The sequence below is a fragment of the Hirschia sp. genome (assembly GCF_058892565.1).
Genome location: NZ_JBZXVU010000004.1, coordinates 46,492 through 68,392, shown reverse-complemented (window position 1 = coordinate 68,392; position 21,901 = coordinate 46,492). Strand labels below are relative to the sequence as shown.

Annotated in this window: 18 protein-coding genes; 7 read left to right on the top strand and 11 right to left on the bottom strand. The window is 43.2% G+C overall.

What is annotated here, in order from left to right:
• Position 1: 1 nt before the first annotated feature.
• From AC5EF3_RS01785 to AC5EF3_RS01775, 3 genes are all read left to right on the top strand, one after another.
• Positions 2-1,267 carry a dihydrolipoamide acetyltransferase family protein gene (locus tag AC5EF3_RS01785; protein ID WP_493546800.1) on the top strand — a complete coding sequence of 422 codons (1,266 nt, stop codon included), beginning with the start codon at positions 2-4 and terminating at the stop codon, positions 1,265-1,267.
• Between the two features lie 3 nt (positions 1,268-1,270).
• Positions 1,271-2,662 (top strand): dihydrolipoyl dehydrogenase, encoded by a 1,392-nt coding sequence (gene lpdA / locus AC5EF3_RS01780; RefSeq protein WP_493546799.1) that lies wholly within the window; start codon positions 1,271-1,273, stop codon positions 2,660-2,662.
• 111 nt (positions 2,663-2,773) lie between these two features.
• Positions 2,774-4,948 carry an FdhF/YdeP family oxidoreductase gene (locus AC5EF3_RS01775; RefSeq protein WP_493546798.1) on the top strand — a complete coding sequence of 725 codons (2,175 nt, stop codon included), beginning with the start codon at positions 2,774-2,776 and terminating at the stop codon, positions 4,946-4,948.
• On the opposite strand, the gene AC5EF3_RS01770 is transcribed toward AC5EF3_RS01775, so the two are convergent.
• Positions 4,945-5,841, bottom strand: a complete 897-nt coding sequence (locus AC5EF3_RS01770) for a 3'-5' exonuclease (protein ID WP_493546797.1) — start codon at positions 5,839-5,841, stop codon at positions 4,945-4,947. The two genes, AC5EF3_RS01775 and AC5EF3_RS01770, sit on opposite strands and share 4 nt — an antisense overlap.
• A gap of 211 nt (positions 5,842-6,052) precedes the next feature.
• On the opposite strand from AC5EF3_RS01770, the gene AC5EF3_RS01765 reads away from it, so the two are divergent.
• On the top strand, positions 6,053-6,874 hold the full coding sequence (locus tag AC5EF3_RS01765; protein WP_493546796.1) for a UDP-2,3-diacylglucosamine diphosphatase: 822 nt from the start codon (positions 6,053-6,055) through the stop codon (positions 6,872-6,874).
• Between the two features lie 219 nt (positions 6,875-7,093).
• Here the strand turns inward: AC5EF3_RS01765 and AC5EF3_RS01760 are convergent, their stop codons facing one another.
• Both AC5EF3_RS01760 and AC5EF3_RS01755 read right to left on the bottom strand, forming a co-directional pair.
• Positions 7,094-7,555, bottom strand: a complete 462-nt coding sequence (locus tag AC5EF3_RS01760; RefSeq protein ID WP_493546795.1) for a molybdenum cofactor biosynthesis protein MoaE — start codon at positions 7,553-7,555, stop codon at positions 7,094-7,096.
• Between the two features lie 3 nt (positions 7,556-7,558).
• The gene (locus AC5EF3_RS01755) at positions 7,559-7,801 is read right to left on the bottom strand and encodes a MoaD/ThiS family protein (RefSeq protein WP_015827460.1); all 243 of its coding nucleotides are present in this window, start codon (positions 7,799-7,801) and stop codon (positions 7,559-7,561) included.
• A gap of 232 nt (positions 7,802-8,033) precedes the next feature.
• On the opposite strand from AC5EF3_RS01755, the gene AC5EF3_RS01750 reads away from it, so the two are divergent.
• Both AC5EF3_RS01750 and AC5EF3_RS01745 read left to right on the top strand, forming a co-directional pair.
• Positions 8,034-8,333: a hypothetical protein gene (locus tag AC5EF3_RS01750; RefSeq protein WP_015827461.1), complete on the top strand. Its 300-nt coding sequence runs from the start codon at positions 8,034-8,036 to the stop codon at positions 8,331-8,333.
• Between the two features lie 67 nt (positions 8,334-8,400).
• Complete coding sequence (locus tag AC5EF3_RS01745) at positions 8,401-10,566, top strand: TonB-dependent receptor (protein ID WP_493546794.1); 2,166 nt, start codon at positions 8,401-8,403, stop codon at positions 10,564-10,566.
• Between the two features lie 56 nt (positions 10,567-10,622).
• Here AC5EF3_RS01745 and putA read toward each other — a convergent pair whose 3' ends face one another.
• Positions 10,623-14,306 carry a bifunctional proline dehydrogenase/L-glutamate gamma-semialdehyde dehydrogenase PutA gene (gene putA / locus AC5EF3_RS01740; RefSeq protein ID WP_493546793.1) on the bottom strand — a complete coding sequence of 1,228 codons (3,684 nt, stop codon included), beginning with the start codon at positions 14,304-14,306 and terminating at the stop codon, positions 10,623-10,625.
• A 150-nt stretch (positions 14,307-14,456) separates the two neighbouring features.
• On the opposite strand from putA, the gene AC5EF3_RS01735 reads away from it, so the two are divergent.
• On the top strand, positions 14,457-14,930 hold the full coding sequence (locus tag AC5EF3_RS01735; protein ID WP_015827464.1) for an Lrp/AsnC family transcriptional regulator: 474 nt from the start codon (positions 14,457-14,459) through the stop codon (positions 14,928-14,930).
• Here the strand turns inward: AC5EF3_RS01735 and AC5EF3_RS01730 are convergent.
• The 7 genes from AC5EF3_RS01730 to AC5EF3_RS01700 all read right to left on the bottom strand — a co-directional run bounded on the left by AC5EF3_RS01730 (position 14,924) and on the right by AC5EF3_RS01700 (position 21,702).
• On the bottom strand, positions 14,924-15,838 hold the full coding sequence (locus tag AC5EF3_RS01730; protein WP_493546792.1) for a 1-aminocyclopropane-1-carboxylate deaminase/D-cysteine desulfhydrase: 915 nt from the start codon (positions 15,836-15,838) through the stop codon (positions 14,924-14,926). The genes AC5EF3_RS01735 and AC5EF3_RS01730 overlap by 7 nt on opposite strands.
• A gap of 186 nt (positions 15,839-16,024) precedes the next feature.
• Positions 16,025-16,840: an MBL fold metallo-hydrolase gene (locus tag AC5EF3_RS01725; RefSeq protein WP_493546791.1), complete on the bottom strand. Its 816-nt coding sequence runs from the start codon at positions 16,838-16,840 to the stop codon at positions 16,025-16,027.
• On the bottom strand, positions 16,840-17,622 hold the full coding sequence (locus AC5EF3_RS01720) for a TatD family hydrolase (protein ID WP_493546790.1): 783 nt from the start codon (positions 17,620-17,622) through the stop codon (positions 16,840-16,842). Before AC5EF3_RS01720 ends, AC5EF3_RS01725 begins: the two co-directional genes overlap by 1 nt.
• Positions 17,619-18,596 carry a DNA polymerase III delta subunit-related protein gene (locus AC5EF3_RS01715; protein WP_493546789.1) on the bottom strand — a complete coding sequence of 326 codons (978 nt, stop codon included), beginning with the start codon at positions 18,594-18,596 and terminating at the stop codon, positions 17,619-17,621. Before AC5EF3_RS01715 ends, AC5EF3_RS01720 begins: the two co-directional genes overlap by 4 nt.
• Entirely contained in the window at positions 18,593-19,228 is a 636-nt protein-coding gene (gene tmk / locus AC5EF3_RS01710; protein WP_493546788.1) for a dTMP kinase, read from the bottom strand. The genes AC5EF3_RS01715 and tmk overlap by 4 nt, the downstream gene beginning before the upstream one ends.
• Positions 19,229-19,231: 3 nt before the next feature.
• The gene (locus AC5EF3_RS01705) at positions 19,232-20,374 is read right to left on the bottom strand and encodes a serine hydrolase (protein ID WP_493546787.1); all 1,143 of its coding nucleotides are present in this window, start codon (positions 20,372-20,374) and stop codon (positions 19,232-19,234) included.
• A 143-nt stretch (positions 20,375-20,517) separates the two neighbouring features.
• Positions 20,518-21,702, bottom strand: coding sequence for a septal ring lytic transglycosylase RlpA family protein (locus tag AC5EF3_RS01700; RefSeq protein WP_493546786.1), 1,185 nt, complete (start codon positions 21,700-21,702; stop codon positions 20,518-20,520).
• Positions 21,703-21,901 lie beyond the last annotated feature (199 nt).

Genomic DNA, 21,901 nt, shown 5'->3' with positions numbered 1-21,901 from the left:
AATGAAAAATATAGCAATTAAACTTCCAGATGTTGGTGAAGGTGTCACTGAAGTTGAAATCGTAGAATGGCATGTAAAAGTTGGTGACGAAGTACGCGAAGATGATGTGTTGGCCGCTGTGCTTACCGATAAAGCAACTGTTGAAATTCCATCATTGTGTAGCGGTAAGATTGTTTGGCTTGCGACGGACGTAGGCGATGTACTGGCGGTTGGATCTGAACTTGTACATATTGAAACAAGTGATGATGTCAAAATTGATGAAGCAAAAGAAACAGTAGCCAAACTTCAACCGGACAACGCTTCAAAAGAAGTCGGTGTTTCCGAACAAAAGTTAGCACCTTCAACACCTTACAAACCTACTTCCAACCTAAGTGCACCTAGAAAGGAAGGGGAGGCACCATTAGCCTCTCCAGCAGTCCGGCATCGAGCGCTTCAAGGCGGAATTGATTTGCGTCAAGTGGTTGGTTCAGGCCCCGCTGGACGTATTACACATGAAGACCTCAACCGAGTGTATGCGAACCCAGTTGCGCAATCTAACGCTGGTGTGGGCAATGCAATGGTTGAGCAAACGGGGCAAACTGACATTAAGATCACAGGATTGCGCAAAAAAATCTCAGAAAAGATGGCGCTCGCCAATGCTCGTATCCCTCACATTACAATTGTAGAGGAGGTTGATGTGACTTCAATTGAAGACTTGCGAGCAAAATTAAATGATGATCGAGGCGACAAACCAAAATTGACGGTTTTACCGTTCATAACGGCGGCTATTGTTAAAGCTATTCAAAAACAGCCAGAAATGAATGCTCATTATTATGACGATGAAGGCTTTGTGCGACGTTATGAGGGTATTCATGCCGGTATTGCCACAATGACTGAGAATGGGCTGGTTGTGCCCGTCCTGCGCCATGCTGAAGCAAAATCTGTATGGGATATCGCCGCTGAATTAGTTCGGTTATCTGCTTCAGCAAGGGATGGTACGGCAAAGCGCGAAGAATTAATTGGTTCCACGATTACAATAACATCTCTTGGTCCATTAGGTGCGGTTGCGACAACACCCATCATAAACCACCCCGAAGTTGCTATCGTTGGTGTAAACAAAATTGTTGTACGCCCACATTGGGATGGTGCTGAATTTGTACCTCGTAAAATGATGAATATCTCATCCAGCTTTGATCACCGAATTATCGACGGCTGGAATGCGGCTGTTTTTGTACAACGCATCAAAACACTCTTGGAAACACCCGCACTAATTTTTATGGGGAACTAAGCCATGATTTCAAAAAAATGTAAGTTGCTAATCATTGGTGCAGGTCCTGGTGGTTATGTTTGTGCAATCCGAGCCGGACAGCTTGGGGTTGATACAATTATTGTCGAAGAATCTCATTTGGGCGGCACTTGTTTGAATGTTGGATGTATCCCTTCAAAAGCGATTATTCATGCTTCAAATGAATTTGAAAAAGCAAGGGAGAATGCCAAAGATAACCCTTTGGGCATCCGTGCTGAGGCGCCAGAAATTGATTTTTCAAAAACAATTGATTGGAAAAATGGAATTGTAGATCGACTGACCCAAGCTGTTGCAGGACTTTTAAAAAAGGCGAAAGTCCAACACGTAAATGGGCGCGCAAATTTCATTGACGGAAAAACAGTAGATGTCACCACTGCTGGCGGTATTGTTCGCATATCTACTGAAAATGTTGTGATTGCTACAGGTTCCAAATCAATTGAATTACCCTCATTACCCTTTGGCGGTAAGATTTGCAGCTCCACTGAAGCATTAGAACTTCGCAAACCTCCCAAAAAGCTCATAATTGTTGGAGGTGGATATATCGGCCTTGAGCTAGGAATGGCTTATGCAAAATTGGGGTCTAAAGTCACTATTGTCGAAGCCAGCGCAAACATACTGTCTATGTATGAAGAAGATCTTAGAAAACCTGTTGAGAAGCGTATGAAGGAGCTTGGTATAACGCTTCATTGTGAGGCACAAGCACAATCTATGTCAGAAGATGGAAAAGCCTTGTTGGTATCCATAAAAGACAAAGAAGTTCGTATTCCGACAGATAAAGTATTCGTAACGGTAGGACGCAAACCCAATTTAACTGAGTTTGGCTTAGAAAAATTATCTCTTGCTATGAATGGTTCATTTTTAAAAATAAGCAATAAGTGCCTTACATCCATGCGAGATGTATACGCTATTGGCGATGTAACTGGTGAACCAATGTTAGCGCACCGCGCTATGGCGCAAGGTGAAATGGTTGCGGAAATAGTTTCAGGTAGCAAACGCGTTTGGGATAAGAGATGCATTCCTGCTGTTTGTTTTACTGATCCCGAAATCGTATCTGTTGGTATGAGTGCTACGGATGTAGTAAAAAATGGTATCGAAGTCTTAGCGGGTAAATTTCCCTTCAGCGCATCAGGGCGTGCTATGTCTACTGAACGTGAAGATGGTTTTGTAACTGTGATTGCACGTAAGGATAATCATGAAGTTCTGGGTATTCATGGGGTAGGTGCAGAGATTTCAGAACTGTCAGGGGCTTTCTCGCTCGCAATTGAGATGGCATCCACGTTGGAAGATTTGTCTATGGTTATACAGGCCCATCCGACACGTGCAGAAGCACTACAAGAATCTGCATTCAGTGCATTAGGGCGCTCATTGCACATGTAAGCCAATGAAAATCACTCTTTCATAACAAATTCCTTATATGGAAGAGTGATTGATTATTGTGAAAACTAGCGGCACTAATCTGAAACAAAAAATAGTGCGAGGCTGGACATTATGAAAAGTGAACCCATTGGTGGTGGTGCAAAGAAGGTGCTCTACACTTTAGAGACCGTTCGGCGCATCGGTGTGGGTAAAGCGACCAAAGCACTTACCTCCAAAAACACATGTAAAGCATGCGCTTTTGGAATGGGTGGTCAATTGGGCGGAATGACCAATGAAGCGGGCGAATTTCCTTCTGTTTGCAATAAGAGTGTTCAAGCGCAGTCGACAGATATCCAACCAGCAATTCCAGATGAAATTTTTGAACACCCGATCTCTGAATTAAGGGAGCTTCAGCCCAAAGATATTGAACGTTTAGGGCGCTTAAATACCCCCATATACAAAGCTAAAAGTGACCGGAAATACCGACCGATTGCATGGAATGAAGCAATCGTCCTTGCATCTGACCGATTTAAAGCAACCGATCCCAAAAAGACTTTCTTTTATTCTTCTGGTCGATCATCCAATGAGGCGGCGTTTGTTTTTCAGCTATTAGCTCGGTTTTATGGGACAAATAATGTCAATAATTGCTCTTATTATTGCCATCAGGCAACGGGAGTTGGATTAGGGTCAACGATAGGAACTGGAACTGCTACTGTTGAGTTTGCAGACCTAAAACTTACAGACACCATTTTTGTGATAGGTGCCAACCCTTCGTCTAACCATCCGCGTTTTATTCATCAATTAAAAGCTTGCCGAGAGCGCGGCGGGCAAGTCATCGTGATAAATCCAGCAAAAGAACCTGGGCTCGTAAAGTTTGCTGTTCCTAAGAGTCCAAAATCTTTGCTTTCTGGTGGTTCAGAAATCGCATCCGAGTATCTGCAACCAAATATTGGCCAAGACATCTGGCTATTCAAAGGAATAGCCAAAGGGGTGTTGGAAATTGAAGCCCAGAATGGAAGTTTTATAGAGAAATACACGTCTGGTTTTTCGAATTTCTATGAAGATATAATATCGGTAATGTGGGATGATATAGAGGCGAAAACAGGCGTTTCAAAATCAGATATAATCCGTATTTCGAAAACATACGCTTCCTCGGAGAATACGGTGTTTTCTTGGGGGATGGGGATGACCCATCATCTGCACGGGTCTGATAATGTTGAATATATCGCCAATCTTGCCTTACTAAGAGGAATGATCGGCAGAAGAGGCGCAGGCCTGCTGCCGCTTAGAGGGCATTCAAATGTTCAAGGAGTTGGCACTATCGGTGTTAAACCTGTTCTTGCTGAAGATGTCATTGCAAAAATAGAGGATTATTTTGGTATAATACTTCCAGACGAAACTGGCATGGATACTATGGCTTGTATGAAAGCCGCAGCATCAGGAGAGATTGATGCTGCTGTTCTAATGGGTGGAAATTTATATGCCGCAAACCCCAATGCTTCGTGGTCTGAAAGTTCCCTCAACTCAATTGGATTTAAACTATGTTTGACCACCACATTGAATCAAAGTCACTTAATTGGCGTTGAAGACAGCGAGATGCTCATACTGCCAGTAACGGCACGAGACGAGGAATGGGAACCAACTACACAGGAGTCCATGTTTAATTACGTCCGAATGAGCGATGGAGGTATAAACAGGCTAGATAATGTAAGACCTGAGACAGTTATTCTAGCTGATCTTGCTGAAAAATTACTACCGGATTTGCCGGTGAATTTCCAAATTTTCAAAAAACATAATTCTGTTCGTGCCGCTATCGCTGAAATTGTTCCGGGAATGGAGAACCTTAAGGATATTGATGAGGCGAAGCGAGAGTTCCATATTTCAAATCGTCTACTTCATGAACCTGTTTTTAACAAACCTGATGGATTGGCGCAATTTGTCGTCAACTCTCAAAATCCACCATTAAAGAAAACAGGGTATTTCACTCTATCCACTATTCGTAGTGAGGGACAATTTAACTCTATTATCTATGAAGAAAAAGATTCATATCGAGGAACCGACTCTCGTTGGTCCGTACTGATGAATAAGGAAGATATTGTTGAACTCGGCGCGCAAAATGGTGCGAAGGTAAATCTAAGAAGCTCTGAAGGTGAGATGCTGTCAGTGAGTGTTGTTGAATTTAACATTCCTAGAGGCAATGTTATGGCCTATTATCCAGAAGCAAATATTTTAACGTCGACAAATGTTGACCCTAGAAGCAAGACACCAGCCTTTAAGTCCGTTTCAGTGGAAATCTATGTAAACTAATCTAGATCGGCGGAAAAGCGATTTAAAGCAGTAATATGTATCATAGGGATGTTGGGTAACTGACCATCATAAATTTCAGATTTTAAAAACTCGAGTTCTGATTCTTTATCTTTGGCTGCAATGTCAGCGTACCATGATTTAGGTTTTCCATTCTCACCACTTTCCCAACGATATCCTCTGTTTTTTAGAATGTCTTTTTTAGCAAAATTGGTGTTAGTTGCCCAAATACGCCATCTTTCTTCACGAGCACTCGTTAGAAGGTGAGCCATAGCTCTGTCACCAGATGTTTTTAGCCGCTGTGCAAGCAATTTAATCGTCGCCCAACAGTCAATATCAGCCCGGTGAGCTTTATAATAGAAACCGTGCTCCATAGCTAAAAATGAGAGTTTTGGAGATTCGTAACCTTCCTCTTTCCAATCAATATCCACCAAAGAACAGGCCCAAGGTTTTGCTTTGAAAGCAGGTGTTAAACGTTCAGCAAAAGGGCGATCAAAAGCAGCATTGTGTGCGATTATAAGGTCAGATTCATTGATCAATTGTTCGACAGCAGGAATATCTATTCTTTGACCTGCTACCATTTCATTTGTGATACCGGTAAGCTTGGTGATTTCTTCAGAAATAGGTGATTTTGGCTGTTGAAATTGATCTAGCGCCTTTCCAAAAGTCACCAGTTTTCCTTCGGTAGAATATTCGAAAGGAACGAGTGCAATTTCAATAAGTTCAGCCTCTCGATAATCTAAACCGGTAGTTTCTGTATCAATCAACAGACCTCGCTTGAAAGGGGCACCAATAAAATTCATAGGAAGTGGTGGGACGAGTCTTTTCAATACGCGATAGTCACCTGATTGCTCAAGTTCATTCGCTAAATCACGCAAGTTTGCGTTGCCTGACATAAATTTGACCTCGAATTATAAAGTCCCAACTACAATTAGGAAATATATTAGAGGGATTCGGTCAACAGAAGAAAAGATAGTATCCGTGCACGCCGTCCGCATCTATTAAAAAGATTTATCCAGCTTAAGAGATAATGCCTCGTTAGCCTGGTACAGAGAATTATTCTTAACGTCATAAAACTTATACAGAAGCACTTTATGCAGTGGCTTCATGAGCAATAATTCACCTAAATACCGTAGCATTTTTATCTCGGATATTCATCTGGGTTCGGAAGGTTGTCAGGCTGAGGCGCTGTGTGAATTTCTAAAGTCAAACACATGTGAAAAATTATATCTGGTTGGAGATATTATTGACGGTTGGCGGCTACGAAAAAAATGGTTTTGGCCGCAGTCACACACCAATGTCATTCGGCGGATATTGACAGCGTCTAAGAGAGATACAGAAGTCGTCTACATCGTTGGAAACCATGATGAATTTCTTCGAGCCTTTCTTGGTTTTGGCATGAGCTTTGGTCACATCGATGTGAAAAATAGAATTACCCATCAAGGCGTTGACGGTAAAAAATACCTTGTGGTTCATGGTGATATGTTTGATGGGATGATGCGGTCTGATAGAAAATGGATAATGTTTCTAGGGGACAATGCTTATAACTTCATGCTGGCAATGAATACGAAACTCAATCAGGTGCGCCGCCACTTTGGTTTGCCATATTGGTCGCTATCTAACGAATTGAAAAAGCGAACAAAAAAAGCTCTAAACTATATCCATAGCTTTGAAGGACATGTTGCAGACTATTGCAAACGCAAAGGGTTTGACGGCGCTATTTGCGGGCATATTCATGTCGCTGAAATGCGAGAAATTGACGGCATTGCATACATGAATGATGGCGATTGGGTGGAAAGCTGTACGGCGCTAGTTGAGCATTTTGACGGTCGCTGGGAGCTAGTAGAACAAAAACCGGAATTTATGCGAAATGATTTCAAGAAAACAGAAAGTCTTTCGCCTCAGCCCTTAAAAGAGGTGGCGGGCTAGGGTATTTTGGGATGATTTAGATACAAATTTGTTTCTATATATTGGTGTTTTTGTTCCACGTTTCTGCGCTTTTATTGTGGACTGACTGCCGAAACACTGTGCATATTTGGTGAATAAGGATTTCGACAAATCGAATCTAACTTTCAATGAGCCAACTCGTATCATTTTGTGAGCGTGATGTTGGGAAAATCAAGCGCCAATGAAAACAAGCGGAGTGGGTCAGTCACTCCATCGAGCAAGATCTGCTGTATCTCTATTTGTCGGTTCTATCCAACGGCGACCAAAAGCTCCTTCTTCACGTTTCCAAAACACAGCTTCGGATTTAAGTCGGTCCATAATGTAATCCGCAGCCTGAAAAGCTTCACGTCTGTGGTCGCTTGAAACAGCGACAAAAACAATTGTTTCATTGGGGGCTATGCTGCCGTGTCGGTGGACAACTTGGCAATGTTTGACATCAAATCGCTCGTTTGCACTGTGAGTGATCTTCTGCATAGATTTAAGTGTCATGCTTGGGTGGGCTTGTAAAACAAGAAAGTCGAGCGGTTCGCCTTGCTTTGTCGTCGGCCTGGCAATTCCTTTAAAGCTGACTACAGCTCCGCAGTCTTGAGTGCGCTCCCAAAGTTCAAGCTCTTCAGCTTGGCAATCAATAGAATTTGACGTCAACTTTACAACATTACTCATAGATTAGCCGCCTGAAAAAGGGCTAAGGAATGCAATTGTGTCGATCGGTTTCACCATATCCGTCTCCGCAACTAATTCGTCATTCACTGATACACGTATCGTAAGGTCATTTAACTCAGGACATTCATGAATGGTGCTTAATTGTGAGCGTAATTGACCTACATTTAAAGAGCTATCTGAAAATTTGTATGTAATCTGACTGCCTATGACATCTGATATTTTTCCAAAAAATAATATAGTCGTCATTCGTCTTCCTATGCTCTGATTAAAGATATTAACATACGCTTGGGGTGCTATTGTCAGTGTCTGTCGATTTCGTCGAGATGTATATTTGCTACATTTCTCTGTAAAAAACAAAAATGTTTATCTGATCTCGCTAAATCACCAATTAGCTTGGTGTCTAATTGAAGTAATGTCTTGTAATACATCAAAAACAAGCGTTATAATATAACATCTAAATTCTGTTGATTGTAGGTTTATGGCATCTGTGTTCCGATTTTGGGTAATGCTGGTAACTGTGTTTGTCTTTGTGCAAACGGCAGGTGTCGCGCATGAGGCAAAATACGGGGACCACTCACACAGTCATGATGGCGTGCTCTGTGATATTGGGACTTATTCATCTCAAGAAATAGTGATCGATCCACCTGTCGCTGTAGTTCACAAGGTAAAAACAGTACTTCAAATAAACGCGCCGATAACAACAGAGAATTTGTCCTGGCTCTGGCCACCTGAACGCGCGCCGCCGGCGCGAGGGCCGCCCCAATCTATTCTGACCTAATTGCGTTTTGCCAATTGATGGCAAAGTTGTTTGTCAAAATAGAGAATATCACAAAATGAATTTAAGAATGAAAAGACCATTATGGGCTGCTATGCTCATGGTGACGGTATGCCCGCACGCTTTGGCTCAAGAGGAAACCGCAAGACAAGAAGTAATAATTGTATCCGGCCCTGGACCAAGCAGAGCAGCAAGTGAGCTGATTGGCAATGCAACATCGCTTGATCGTGCAGACTTGATTGAAAATCTGTCAGGAACTTTAGGTGACACACTTGATTCCCAACCGGGTGTTTCAACATCTTTCTTTGGCGCTGGAGCGAGCAGACCAATACTACGTGGTCTAGGAGCAGAACGCGTTCTTGTTCTGACAAACGGGATAGGTACAATTGATGTATCAGCGTCCTCACCAGACCATCAGGTTGCATCTGACGGTATAGATGCGGAACGTATAGAAATTTTGAGGGGACCAGCAGCGCTCGCTTATGGTGGTCAGGCTATTGGTGGCGTCGTAAACGTTATTGATGGCTTGATTGCCGAAGAAATTCCAGAAAAGAAATTCAACGCAGAAGCCTTCTCTGCGTATAATAGTGCGAATAACGGATCTGAATTCGCTGCCAACACAAAATTCGTGGCTGGTAATTTTGTTTTTGCTCTTTCTGCATCTCAACGTGATTTTGAAGATTACGATATTCCGGGGTTTGCTGAATCTGAGCGTTTGCGTGCGAGTGAAACTGAAGAGGATCATGATCACGAGGACGAAGATCATGACGACCACGAAGAAGAAGGACATGACGCGCATGAAGAAGAAATTTACGGCTCTTTAGAAAATTCCTTTCTCGAAACGAATACTATTTCGGGGGGCGTTAGTTGGGTTGGGTCCAATGCGTTTTTCGGAGTCGCTGTACGCAACCAAACTTCAACATACGGTATACCTGGCCACTCTCATGATCATGAAGAACATGACGATGAAGACCATGAAGACGAAGATCACCTTGAACACGAAGAAGAGGGACATGACGAGCACGAAGAAGAGCTTCCATTCATCGATTTAGAACAATCACGCATAGACATCCGCACAGGCCTTAATTTGGGGACCACAGGTCTAACCAAAATTCTATTTACTGCCTCTCATTCTGATTATGAGCATACCGAGTTTGAAGCACCAGGCGAAATAGGTTCAGTGTTTGAGAATGAAGGCACTGAAGCACGGTTAGAGATTGATCATTCAATCAACGGGATTGAAGGTGCTTTTGGACTTCAATTCTCAGAAAAAGATTTGGTGTCTCTTGGAGAAGAAGCATTCATCACGCCAACAAGTCACCAAAACATCGGTGCCTTTTTATATGAAACTAAAGACTGGGAAAACGGATTTGGAATTGAGGGTGGTGCTCGGTATGAGAAGACCCAAATTGAAAACAATATTCAAGGCGAACGTGAATTCGATCTCTACAACTTTTCCGTTGGAACGCATAAGCATTGGGAAAACGGTTGGTTTGTAGGTGGGCAATTGGGCTATTCCGAGCGTGCACCAAATGAGAATGAGCTTTATGCCTACGGCCCACACGTCGCGACAAGTCAGTTTGAAATTGGTGATTCAAGCCTAGACAAAGAAAGCGCTATCAATATTGAAGGGGCGCTGCGTTGGGAAAATGATGCGACACGTATTGGTTTAAATGTCTTTGTAAACCAGTTCGATCAATTCATATATCTTGCGCCTCAAGAAACATTGGTTGATGGTGTCTTCGTTGATGAAATTGACGAATTCCCTGTTTATAGTTTCACGCAAGAAGACGCTGAATTTACCGGTGGTGAAGTCTATATCGAACATTACCAAAATAACGGTTTATTCAACGCAGACTGGGAATTAAAATCCAGCCTTGAATATGTGAACGCACAATTGGATAACGGTGAAAGCCTTCCATTTATGCCGCCACTCACTTTGAATGCTTCTGCAGATGCCAACTGGAATGCCTTTAATGTTGGTTTAGATGTTGTTGTGGCGGATAGCCAGAGTGATTCAGGTGCGGGATATCTAGACACTGATGGATACACCTCGCTTAACTTTAAAAGCAGCGTAGATCTCGCCCAATTGGGTGTTTCATTACAAAATGCTGAGATATTCTTGGATGTTCAGAACATAACTGACGAAGAAATCAGACATTCAACATCTGTTCTTAAAGACATTGTACCAGATATGGGTCGTAATTTTCGCTTTGGATTTAGAATGGTTCTCTAAAATGTAACTTCAATCGGGATACCCATTTATGCTGGGTATCCCGATTTTAGATTACTTTACATCGCAAGCAAGGATGCGTTTCCGCCTGCTGCGGTCGTATTAATTGTTGTCGTGCGCTCAACGACAAAACGATAAACATCATCATGCGCAGATAGACATGGCAGGATTGGGCCCGCCTTTTTACAGAAGTAACTTGCGACTGAGTTTTGATTTTTACCATCAATAACAGCCCCTTGAATATCCTGTTTCAGATAATTAGGCAGAGAATTTATAGAGGCTAAAGTCATGAGATGCTCAGGTAGCCCTGAATATGTCATACTATCTAATAAAGCCGCCAATTGTGTTTTCTGTAGATCATCCACACAAACTATGACTGCATTTCCGCTTCCTAAAGCTTTTAGGATTTGCAGCTCTGTTATTTCCACATGATCAGAAGAACACACGAGTACCCCGCGTGGATGTAATGACAGCTCATTTGTTTCACCTGTTGGTCCAGGAAGTCGAACTAATGGCAAATGAGACATTGATTCAACATCTAGATAGGTGTGCTGATCTTCGGTGAATTGAGTCATAAATGCTTCGGCTTCAGAAATACTCCAATTTGATAGAGCAATCTGCGCATTGGTAAGCGCCAATTTATCAATATCGGCTCCATCTTCAGGCAATTCATGCGTGAAGGTTTCAGAGTTCGTATAGTCGTTGAACTGATTATGCTTTGAAAGCCTGTAGAGATAGTGCGGTCCACCTGCTTTAGGGCCAGTTCCTGACAGTCCCTCTCCACCAAATGGTTGAACACCCACAACAGCACCGATTTGATTGCGATTGATGTATAGGTTTCCCACTTTAGCGGTGTTTCGAACTTCATCCACTCGCGCATCTATACGCGTATGCAAGCCCATTGTCAGACCATATCCCAGTGCATTTATCTGATTTACGGTCGCGGATAATTTATCTGACGCAAATCTAACAACATGAAGAATTGGTCCAAATTGTTCTTCCTCTAGTTCAGATAATGCGTTTATCTCAAAAGCTATTGGCGGGACAAAATACCCATCAAGATCTTCGGGCACAGGTGTTTGCGCAATAACTTTCCAACGTTTTTTTCCCTCATTAGAATATGAGGTTAGTTTGTTTTTTGCGTTTTGATCTATGACTGGACCAACATCCGTTGATAGATATGCAGGCTCTCCGACATTTAGAAGAGCCATTGCTCCGGCCAACATTTTTATAAAGTCATCGGCAATGCTGTCTTGAACACATACGATTCTACAGGCGGAACAGCGCTGACCAGCGCTTTGGAAAGAAGATGCAACAACATCAGCCACACATTGTTCAAGTAGTGCTGTTGAATCAATAATCATCGCATTCAGACCACCAGTTTCGGCGATAAGCGGCGTGAGTGGACGGTTAGTATCTGCCAAAGTCTGAGAAATTCTTTTGGCAGTCTGGGTGGAGCCTGTAAAACAAATACCATGGATTTCTTCAGACGCGACGAGAGCAGATCCTGTAGTTGACCCTTCACCAATGATAAGGTGTAGCGAGTCGTGAGGGATGCCAGCATCATAAAGTAGGTCTATTGCTTCACTTGCGATTATTGGCGTTGTTTCGGCCGGCTTGGCTATGACATTATTTCCAACCGATAAAGCCGCAGTAATTTGCCCCAAAAATATAGCAAGAGGGAAATTCCACGGAGAAATACAAAGCACATTTCCTAAAGGGGAACGTAAATGCATATTTGGTGTCAGTGCTTCACCGGCGTAATATCGGCAAAAGTCGACCGCTTCACGTACTTCGGCAATGGCATCTGGTAAAGTTTTACCAGCTTCCTGAACACATAAGGAAAAGAAAGCATCTGCACGTTGCTCAAGAAGTTTTGCGGCCTTTAATAGACATTGACTACGTTGTTCAGGTGTAAACTGCGTACTCCAAGTCGATTGGTGACATGCATCAAAAGCTTGTTGCAAGGTCTCTTTATCGGCAAAGTGAGCATTAGATATTGGTTTGCTTGCATGTGTTGGAGAGATGACTGGTTTCAGTGTTCCTTCAACCTTATTACCTGCAATAATAGAATAAACATCTTCAGGCACATAGCGTTTTGTTGTGGCCATAAGCTGTGATGCTGTTTGGTATTGCGTGAAGTCCCAACCTTTCGCTGCCAAGCGGTCGTAACCGAGATGATCCAAAGGCAAAGGGATTTTGGGGTTCATTTCTGGAATGTTTTTTGTCACTAAACTTTCCGGCGAAACAGCCAGTGAAGATGCAGGTGTTTTCGGGTCTAATACCTTGTATACAAATGAGCTGTTTGCTCCGTTTTCAAGCAATCGTCTCACAAGATAAGGTAGAAGATCTTTGTATTTTCCAACAGGTGCATATATGCGGCTTTTAACGCCAGCTTCTTTCATCAAAATTGCATGCAATTCTGGTCCCATACCGTAAAGGCGTTGGAATTCGTAGTTTCTACTCTTGCCGGCAAGTTCGATAATAGCTGCGGCTGTTTGAGCGTTGTGTGTGGCAAATTGAGGATAGATGCAGTCATTTGCTTTGAATAATTGTTGTGCACACGCCAGATAGGAAAGATCGGTGTTTTCTTTGCGGGTAAACACAGGATAATCGGCAAGCCCTAGTTCTTGAGCGCGTTTAACTTCCATATCCCAATAAGCGCCTTTGACTAAGCGAATTGAAATACACCTGTTTGCTGCTCTAGCAGTATTTACCAGCCATTCTATCGTTTTTTGCGATCGTTTTTGATAAGCCTGAACGACCACAGCCAAACCGTCCCATCCATGCAGTGCCGGGTTGTTCAATAGGCCATGTACAACCTCTAAAGAGACTTCTAGACGTTCAGTTTCTTCCGCATCAATCGTCAAACCAAAGCCGGCTTGCTTTGCAATAAGCGCTATTTCTCCAACGCTTTCAACTAGCTTGGGAACACACTCTTGGCGTTGCACTGACTCATAGCGTGGGTGTAAGGCAGACAGCTTTACTGACAATCCAGGCGCTTCTTTATAAGATGGGTATTTTTTTGCCGTTTTTGCGATAGTATTGGCGGCATTTAGATAGTTTTTGAAATAGTGATCAGCATCTGCCTGTGTATGTGCAGCTTCTCCCAACATATCGTAGGAAAAACTAAAGCCTTTTTTCTCATACATGGCGGACTTTTTGAGCGCTAATCCAATTGTTTTACCAAGCACAAAATGATCACTCATCATGTTCATTGCATATTGGACAGCGCGCAATAAAACCCTGTCACCTAATTTTGAGACAAGGTTGTTTGCATTTACACCACCAGACGCTTTGATCCATGCTGAAGACAAACGTAACCCTGAAGTCGCACTATTTACTAACCAAGAAGACGAATTGCCGGCGTGTGACTTCCAATCACCTGCTATTAATTTGTCTCTTAGAAGCGATGTTTTATTATCAAAGTCTGGTGTGCGAATAAGCGATTCCGCTAATCTCATTAGCGTTACACCTTCAGTAGAGGATAAACCAAACTCCTGAAGGAATTGATCAAATAGCGCGCCATCTCCAGCATCTTCTCGACTTGATTCTACAAGTTGTATCGTGCGTTGCTTGATGTTGCTCTTTTGATCAGCAGTAACATCAATCTGGCCTAAAAGAAATTGCACGACCTCAGTTTCTGAGGCCGCATAAAGGGAAGAAAATTCCCCAAGAAAACTATCGTCAAAAACATGAGTATTGGGTTTTGAACGAGAAACTTGTGTGTATGTGGTATCCATAGTCGACCTCTGAGAGATGCATTTTGCAACGAAAAATAATCTCATATTTTGAAAAGGAATAGGGACCTATATTTAGCAATATGCATTGCTATTGTTTTGCTATTTATAAAAAAACATTACATATGGGCTTTGATATTGATAGGAGATAAAATGATTGACCGGAAAGACAGAGACATTTTGCGAGTTATACAGACAAAAGGTCGAATACCTATTGTTGAGCTTGCCGCAGCTGTTAATTTAACAAAGAGTCCTTGTCTTCAGCGACTTCGCCGATTGGAAAAAAATGGCGTAATACGTGGATATCGCGCAGATATAGATCCTAAAAAAGTTCAAAAGGGATATTTGGTTTATGTGCAGGTAAAGCTAGAAAGCACGCGTAGAACCGCGCTGGAAGGTTTCAATCTTGCGGTGAAGAATATACCCGAAGTGCTGGCATGTCATATGCTATCGGGTGGATATGACTATCTGATGAAAATTCGGACATCAGACATGGACGCATTTAGAGAATTGCTAGGCGGTGTCATCGCTGAGCTACCAAACGTAAACCAAACCGATAGTTATCCTGTCATGGAAGAAATTATCGATACATCTGTGATACAAATTCCTGAAAGTGATTTTCAATAGGGGTTGAATGTATTGACCCATAAGGGACTGTCCATCTTTGCATCCCGCAATTCACAGCATAATGCGTATGCAGATTTCATTGTATATGTTTGGTTCAATTTGAGTGTTGTCTGAGCCTCAAAACGGGATGCAAAATTCAACAACTCAGGTTTTGCTTTCCCAAATCCACCAAAGTGATAATTGTAATCAATCGTCCAGTTTCCAGAATTTTCACAATTGGAGGCTTTTAGCAGGTTTTCAACCCGACTTTTTAGGCTGTAATCTGATTTTAATGCTGAAACACCTATAACTTTGGTTTCAGCACCTAAACCAGCAACAATTCCAGCCAATGTTCCGCCAAGGCCTACGGGTACAAAAGCGTGAGAAAATTGGCTCTTCAACGGCGCAAAAACATTGGCGATATGCCTCACGGCAAGTGGTGATGTTGCACCTTCAGATATCAGGTAAAATGGTCCATGCTTGGAGTGTAGGCTATATAAAAATGCTTGATCTTCACGGTGTTTATATTCCTCTGGTGACAGAAGAATAAGCTTACAACCTCTTTGGATAACCGTCTCAGCTAGAGGCTTATGCATTCCATTTGGACTTTCCCGCATAAACACAATTGAATGTAGCCGTAGAAGTCTAGATGCAGCTGAAAAAGCTCTTAAATGATTTGAATGGCTGCCGCCAAAAGTCGCAACGGGAATGTGGGATTGGGTTGAGGTCAGGTATTCTTGTAGGTTTGGAGCTAATTTGAATATTTTGTTGCCTGATAGGTATCTACCTAAAAGGTCGCTGCGATATGCTGAAAAATAAACAGGGGAGGCTTCATCCAAGTGCTGGAACTTATGTTCAGTAACAATCGCTTGTCGCTCTAGCATAAGCTTGGTCAGGTGCAATTGCTTATCTAGAATAGTCGCATTCATTCAATTATGTCTCACAGAATATCTAAACACACCCAATGCACATCGATAAGTTATATCAAGAAACTTGCACCGTAGACTTTTATATTCTAGCCACCGCAATAAATCGCATAATCTACATTATGTGCAATTTTGAATAATAGATACAAGTAAAAACAGCGAGTTATCGTTTGTTGACGCCTAGCTAAATTAGTATGAGGCTTCTAGCTCCATACCATCATAAGCCGGCATAACATTCTCAGGAAGTTCTTTTTGTAACGTTTTATAGTCCATATCAATATGCATATTCGTAAGCACAGCTATCCGAGGCTTGACCCTGTCTATCCATTCTAGCGCCAGATCTAAGTGCGCATGTGATGGATGCTGATGATAACGCAAAGCATCAACGATGAGCGTATCAACACCTTCAAGTGCTTGGAAAGTATCTTCTGGCAAGCCCACAGTGTCATTACAATATGCAATTGGGCCCATTCGAAAACCTAAAGATCTGATACGTCCATGGTCTTGATCTAGTGGTAATAACTCAAGCTTCCCGCCTGGGCCATCAAGATTGAGAACTTCACCAACGCGGATAGAATCTTTGCCCTCTAATATAGATGGGTATCCGCCGCCTCCATGAAAGCAATAGCCAAAACGGGTCATCAGTGTGCTTGCTGTTGCCGTATCCATGTGGACGGGTAACCGCATTTTGTTGGAATAAGCTATAGCTCTTAAGTCATCAATACCATGGGATTGATCGGCGTGATCATGCGTGTACACAACGGCGTCTAGCCTTTTTACATTTGCCGCAAGGAGCTGTTCTCGCATATCCGGTGATGTATCTATCAACACCTGAGTGGGCTTTGAATGTTTGTCACTCCACTTTCGTATTAGGACGGAACATCTTGAACGTCGGTTCTTGACCTCTGTCGGGTCGCAATCGCCCCAATCACCATTTATACGCGGAACGCCGCCTGATGAACCGCATCCGAGAATTCGAAGCTGTATTTTACTTTTCTGGGACATTATTTAACCCGCCCAAATAATCGCAAACAATTCTCCGTCGTTATCTTACCGACATCTTCAAAGCTCAACCCTCGTAGATTAGCGAAGGCTTTGCAGACCTCAGTTAGATATGCAGGTTCATTGCGTCTACCGCGGTAAGGTGTTGGTGCTAGATACGGACAATCAGTTTCAAGAATTACACGGTCGAGTGGCATCTCCAAAGCTACTGCTCGTACATCCTCAGCTTTTTTAAAGGACAAAATACCAGACACCGAAAAATATGCATCAAGTGCAGTAGCGCGTCGCGCTAGATTTGCACCTGATGTGTAACAATGCATAAGAGGTTGAAACCTACCTTTTTGCATCTCTTCTTCTAGAATATCGCCCATCAGGTCATCTGCTTCCCGACTATGAATAATCAATGGAAGCTGGGTCTCCCTTGCGGCTATAATGTGTTTGCGGAAGGCATTTTCCTGCAATTGGATATCACTATAGCCATAATGCAGATCTAATCCTGTTTCTCCAATTCCACAAACTTTCTCATCATTGGCCAACTCAATCAGCTCTTGGCTCGTCAAAGCTTCGTAATGTTTAGCGTAATGAGGATGCACTCCTACTGAACACCACATATCATTATGCTGGTCTGTGAGCTTACGGATTGCTGGAAAATTCTCTAATTTATCGCAAATGGAGATGAATCGAGAAACACCGGCTTCACGCGCCCGCAGAAGAACCTCTTCTCTATCTTCATCGTATTGTTCGCCGTGAAGGTTGATATGGCTATCAAATAAGGTGGGCTTCATCGACTTACCAAACGTCCTGTTCTTTGAATCTGAGTTATCGCATTAGCGACAGCCTGAGATTTATCTTGATTAAGTGCTTTAGTCTCAGCGGCTAAAGCAATTAGATTTTCATGCGTTTGGGCCCAAGCTCCCGCTGATAATGCGTCATCGGCATTTTTTGCAGATTTGTAAGCCACTGCACATAGAGAGCTAAACGCGGCATCAAAGGCTTCAGGAGATTTGGCCGCGCTTGTGAGAACTTCAGACAATTGCCTAAAATCAATCCCTGCAGGCTTTGATGCAGCACTTCTCGCTGAACGCGCTGCAGTACGTGCGTCAGAAGACTTTAGCTTCATGGCAATGCCCGGCCGGCCTGGAGCATAGCTGAGTGTATCTTTCGCATCAGCCTCAAGCATGCCTGTGTTTACAAGAGCTGTCACGCCTTCTGCTTCTGATAATGGATTAAAACGCAAATTTCGACATCTGCTTTTTATCGTTGGAAGAACCTGCGCCTCTCCGTGAACTATAAGAATGATGAGACATTGTGCAGGTGGTTCTTCAAGGGTTTTAAGAAGAGCATTTTCACCATTGCGGTTCATTTCATCCAGAGCATCAATTATAGCGATACGCCAGCCTCCCATAGCGGGCCGCAATGAGAAAAATTTGATTAAATCCCTGATCGACGCAACAGGAATTTCTGCTTTTTGTTTTCCTTTATCATCAAAAGGACGTTGGACAATTCGAAGGTCTGGGTGTGAATTATTCAACATTAGATGAGCCGTATGATTAGCTTCATCAATATCTAGTGTACCTGTTTCACCTGACAACAAAGCTGCAGCAAACTGCATTGCTGTACGAAACTTCCCAATGCCTCGTGGGCCAGTAAACATCCAGCCATGATGCATGCGTCCTGAACGTAGAGCTTCAAGAATCTCTGCTTGTGCATCGTCATGACCAATTACGGGCCCAAATGAAGCTATGTCTATTTCACTCATTGAACAGAAAACCGCTTACATATTAGCTCTAAAGCTTCAGCCGTCACCTGATCAACTGAATTTGATGCGTCTAAAACATAACATCGATCTTTATACCTATCTGCAATTTCTAAGAATGCTTGCCTAACATTTTCATGAAAAGATTGAGGGAGTTTCTCAAATGCATCTTGTGGCCCATTGCGTTCGATCCGTCGTTTCGCCGAGGCCTCCAGCGGCATGTCTAATAAAAGCGTAAGGTCGGGTTGTTGCTCATTTACAACTAGCTGATCCAATGTGCTGACAACATGATCATCAACGCCGCCAGCTACGGCTTGGTAGGCACGGGTTGAGTCTGTGAAACGATCGCAAATAACCCATTCACCTCGCAATAGAGCTGGCTTGATAACATTTTCCAAATGATCGCAACGCGCGGCAAAAAACAAAAGCGTTTGTGTCAACGGCGACCAATCTTCTTTGTGTGGTGGATTAAGCACTATGTTGCGAATAGCCTCGCCACCAAGCGAACCACCAGGTTCCCGCGTAAGCAGGCACTTTATATCCAACTCTAATAGTTTTTTTTGTAGATTGGAGGCCAATGTTGATTTGCCAACACCTTCACCACCCTCGAGCGTAACAAATCGTCCAAGGTTCATGTTCTAGCCACCAAGCCCCATTCCGACTAAAGCGCGCTCAAATAGACTTTTTCTAGCGATCGATTGTGCCAAAACAGCAGGTGCTCTTACATCCTGCATGCCTGGTGCTGACACGATTATTTCACCAACAACATCACCTTCGGATAGAGGCGCTTTAAGTGGACCGTTGTAAACCACTTCAACCTTTATATCACGAATGGAATCGGCATGTAGAGCGGCCTTCATAAGTTCAATGGCCTTAAGTTCTACAGTTTTCTGTTTTCCGAGGAATACGTCTGCCTCACCCACGATCTGATCTGGCTGTACGACTTCAACCACTTTAAAATCTACAAAAGCCGACCGCATAACGCGACGAGCTTCGGATGCACGCTCTGCAATACTATCAAGGCCGTTGAGAACAATAATCCGGCGTTTTCCATCCCGTACAGCAGATCCAACAAGGCCATAGCCCGAAATTTCTAAATGTCCGGTTTTTAAGCCATCAGCACCTTGAACTTCGCCCAATAGAGGGTTTCGGTTTGGCTGACGGATACCATTCCAAGTAAATTCTTTCTCGCTATACAAAGCGTAGAATTCAGGAAAATCCTTGATTGTAAGATAAGCAAGTTGTGCAAGGTCTGCAGCGCTTATGCGGTGATTGTCTGAGTAGAGCCCAGTAGGGTTTTCAAACGTAGCACTATCTAATCCTAACTCGCGGGCACGCCGCGTCATTTCTTCAGCGAAGGCTTCTTGAGAACCGCTGATCGCCTCAGCAATTACGATACATGCATCATTTCCAGATTGAATGATCACACCGCGTAAAAGGTCTCTTACTGATACTTTTGAGCCAAGTTCCAAAAACATCGTAGAACCACCAGAAGCGGCTCCACCTTCACGCCACGCAGTTTCAGATACAACAAACTCATCTTCGAGAGTAAGCCGGCCATCGCGAATACGTTCAAACACAATATAGGCGGTCATAATCTTGGTCATGGAAGCGGGGATAAATGGCGTATCGCCATCTTTTGAATACAAGGCCATGCCGGTATCAGCATCCATAATGTAAGCATAATCGGCTGACGTATTCAGAGCATCGGCATAGGCTGGCGTATAAACGCCTCCAAGCAGGAGGGATGTACTAACAATGAATGCAGAAAAAATGCGCATGTGAAACCTTTATACTCAATCTATACGATCGCATAGACAGGGACGGCTGACCAAAAGCAACCTTATAAGGCACACAAAATCAGTTCAGCTGGAAACGTCAATGTTTCCAGCTGAAAGAAGCGTATGTTTTGACAAAAATCTGTCTAGTTGGACACAATCAGTGTTTCAAAGCCGCTACCAGCAAGATTTGCTCTGGCCTTAACCGCTTGATCGCGTGTTTGCCATTCACCGACAAAGACTTTGAACATGTCGCGACCATTGATTCGCGTTTCTTTAACCGACACGTGTCCGTAAGTGTGAAGTTTCGCACGTAATTGGTGAGCATTGGCCAATTCACCAAACACACCTGCCTGAAGAACATATTTCTCTTGATTAGAAAAAGACAATGGAAGTGAAGCTTGTTGAAGTGGCATCATCTGGCGTTGTATTGGGCGAGGCGAATAACTTGCTTTCATCAACATGGGATTTGCTGGTGCCTCAGCTTTTCCTTTTGCAAGCGTTTGGCGTGCTTCCTCAACGTATTTCGCTGGAATAGAATTGTGAGCCTCTGGCGCATATCCCATATATTGAACACGAACTTTGGCTGTGCCGTTGTCTTTATATCCTAAAACAGTCGCTGATTGTTTAGACAAATCAATAATACGGTCGTCAACAAACGGTCCACGATCATTTATGCGTACGACGACGCTACGGCCATTCTCTAGGTTTGTAACACGCGCCAAACTTGGAATAGGCAGCGTTGGGTGTGCGGCAGTCAGAGCGTTTTGATCGAAGACTTCACCGACAGCAGAATCTTTGCCGTGAAATTGCGGTCCATACCAAGACCCTACTCCGACTTCATCATAATTTGGCTCAGCAAACGGCACATACCATCGTCCTTGAATTTCATACGGAGCACCGATTTTCTGTTTTGCGAACCCTGCTGGAGGTGTGGAGGCCAATTTTACGGCTCTAAATCCACGATTCGACGCTGTAGCAGAATTGTTTAGCACACCACTTGGAGCCACGTATGACGAGCCGCTAATCTTTTGCGCTTGATTACGAGAAATAGCGCTTGTCGCAGAAGCAAAGGCAATCGGCTTGGCATTATTTCCCAATAAACGCGGCCCCTGCTTTCCATATGACATATTAGGTTGGTCAGGATATCTGTATTCAATTCGCTTAGAGCCGCCCTGCACTTTTGCTGAACTTGTTGGCGCGGAGGCAATCTGCATATATTGGGGAGTTGAAGGAGAACTGCCAACAAAAGTAATTGGCACTCCATTATAGGTTTCAGCACTTGCTCCAGGCGCTATCACACCTGAAACAATCACTGCTGTGCTAAGCACAACTCTCTTTACTATACAAAAACGCATTGCGTTTCGTGTTTGGGCGGCTCTTGCCATCGGTCTGGTCTTCCTTTTGTTTTAAAAGGCGAGCTCGGGAATTTTTTCCTCAAACTCTCCGCTCTTTCGGCGGGTATGAAGTAAACATAACAAAGGAAATTGGATTAATAGTTAATTTTATGCCCAAATTTGATAACCTGTA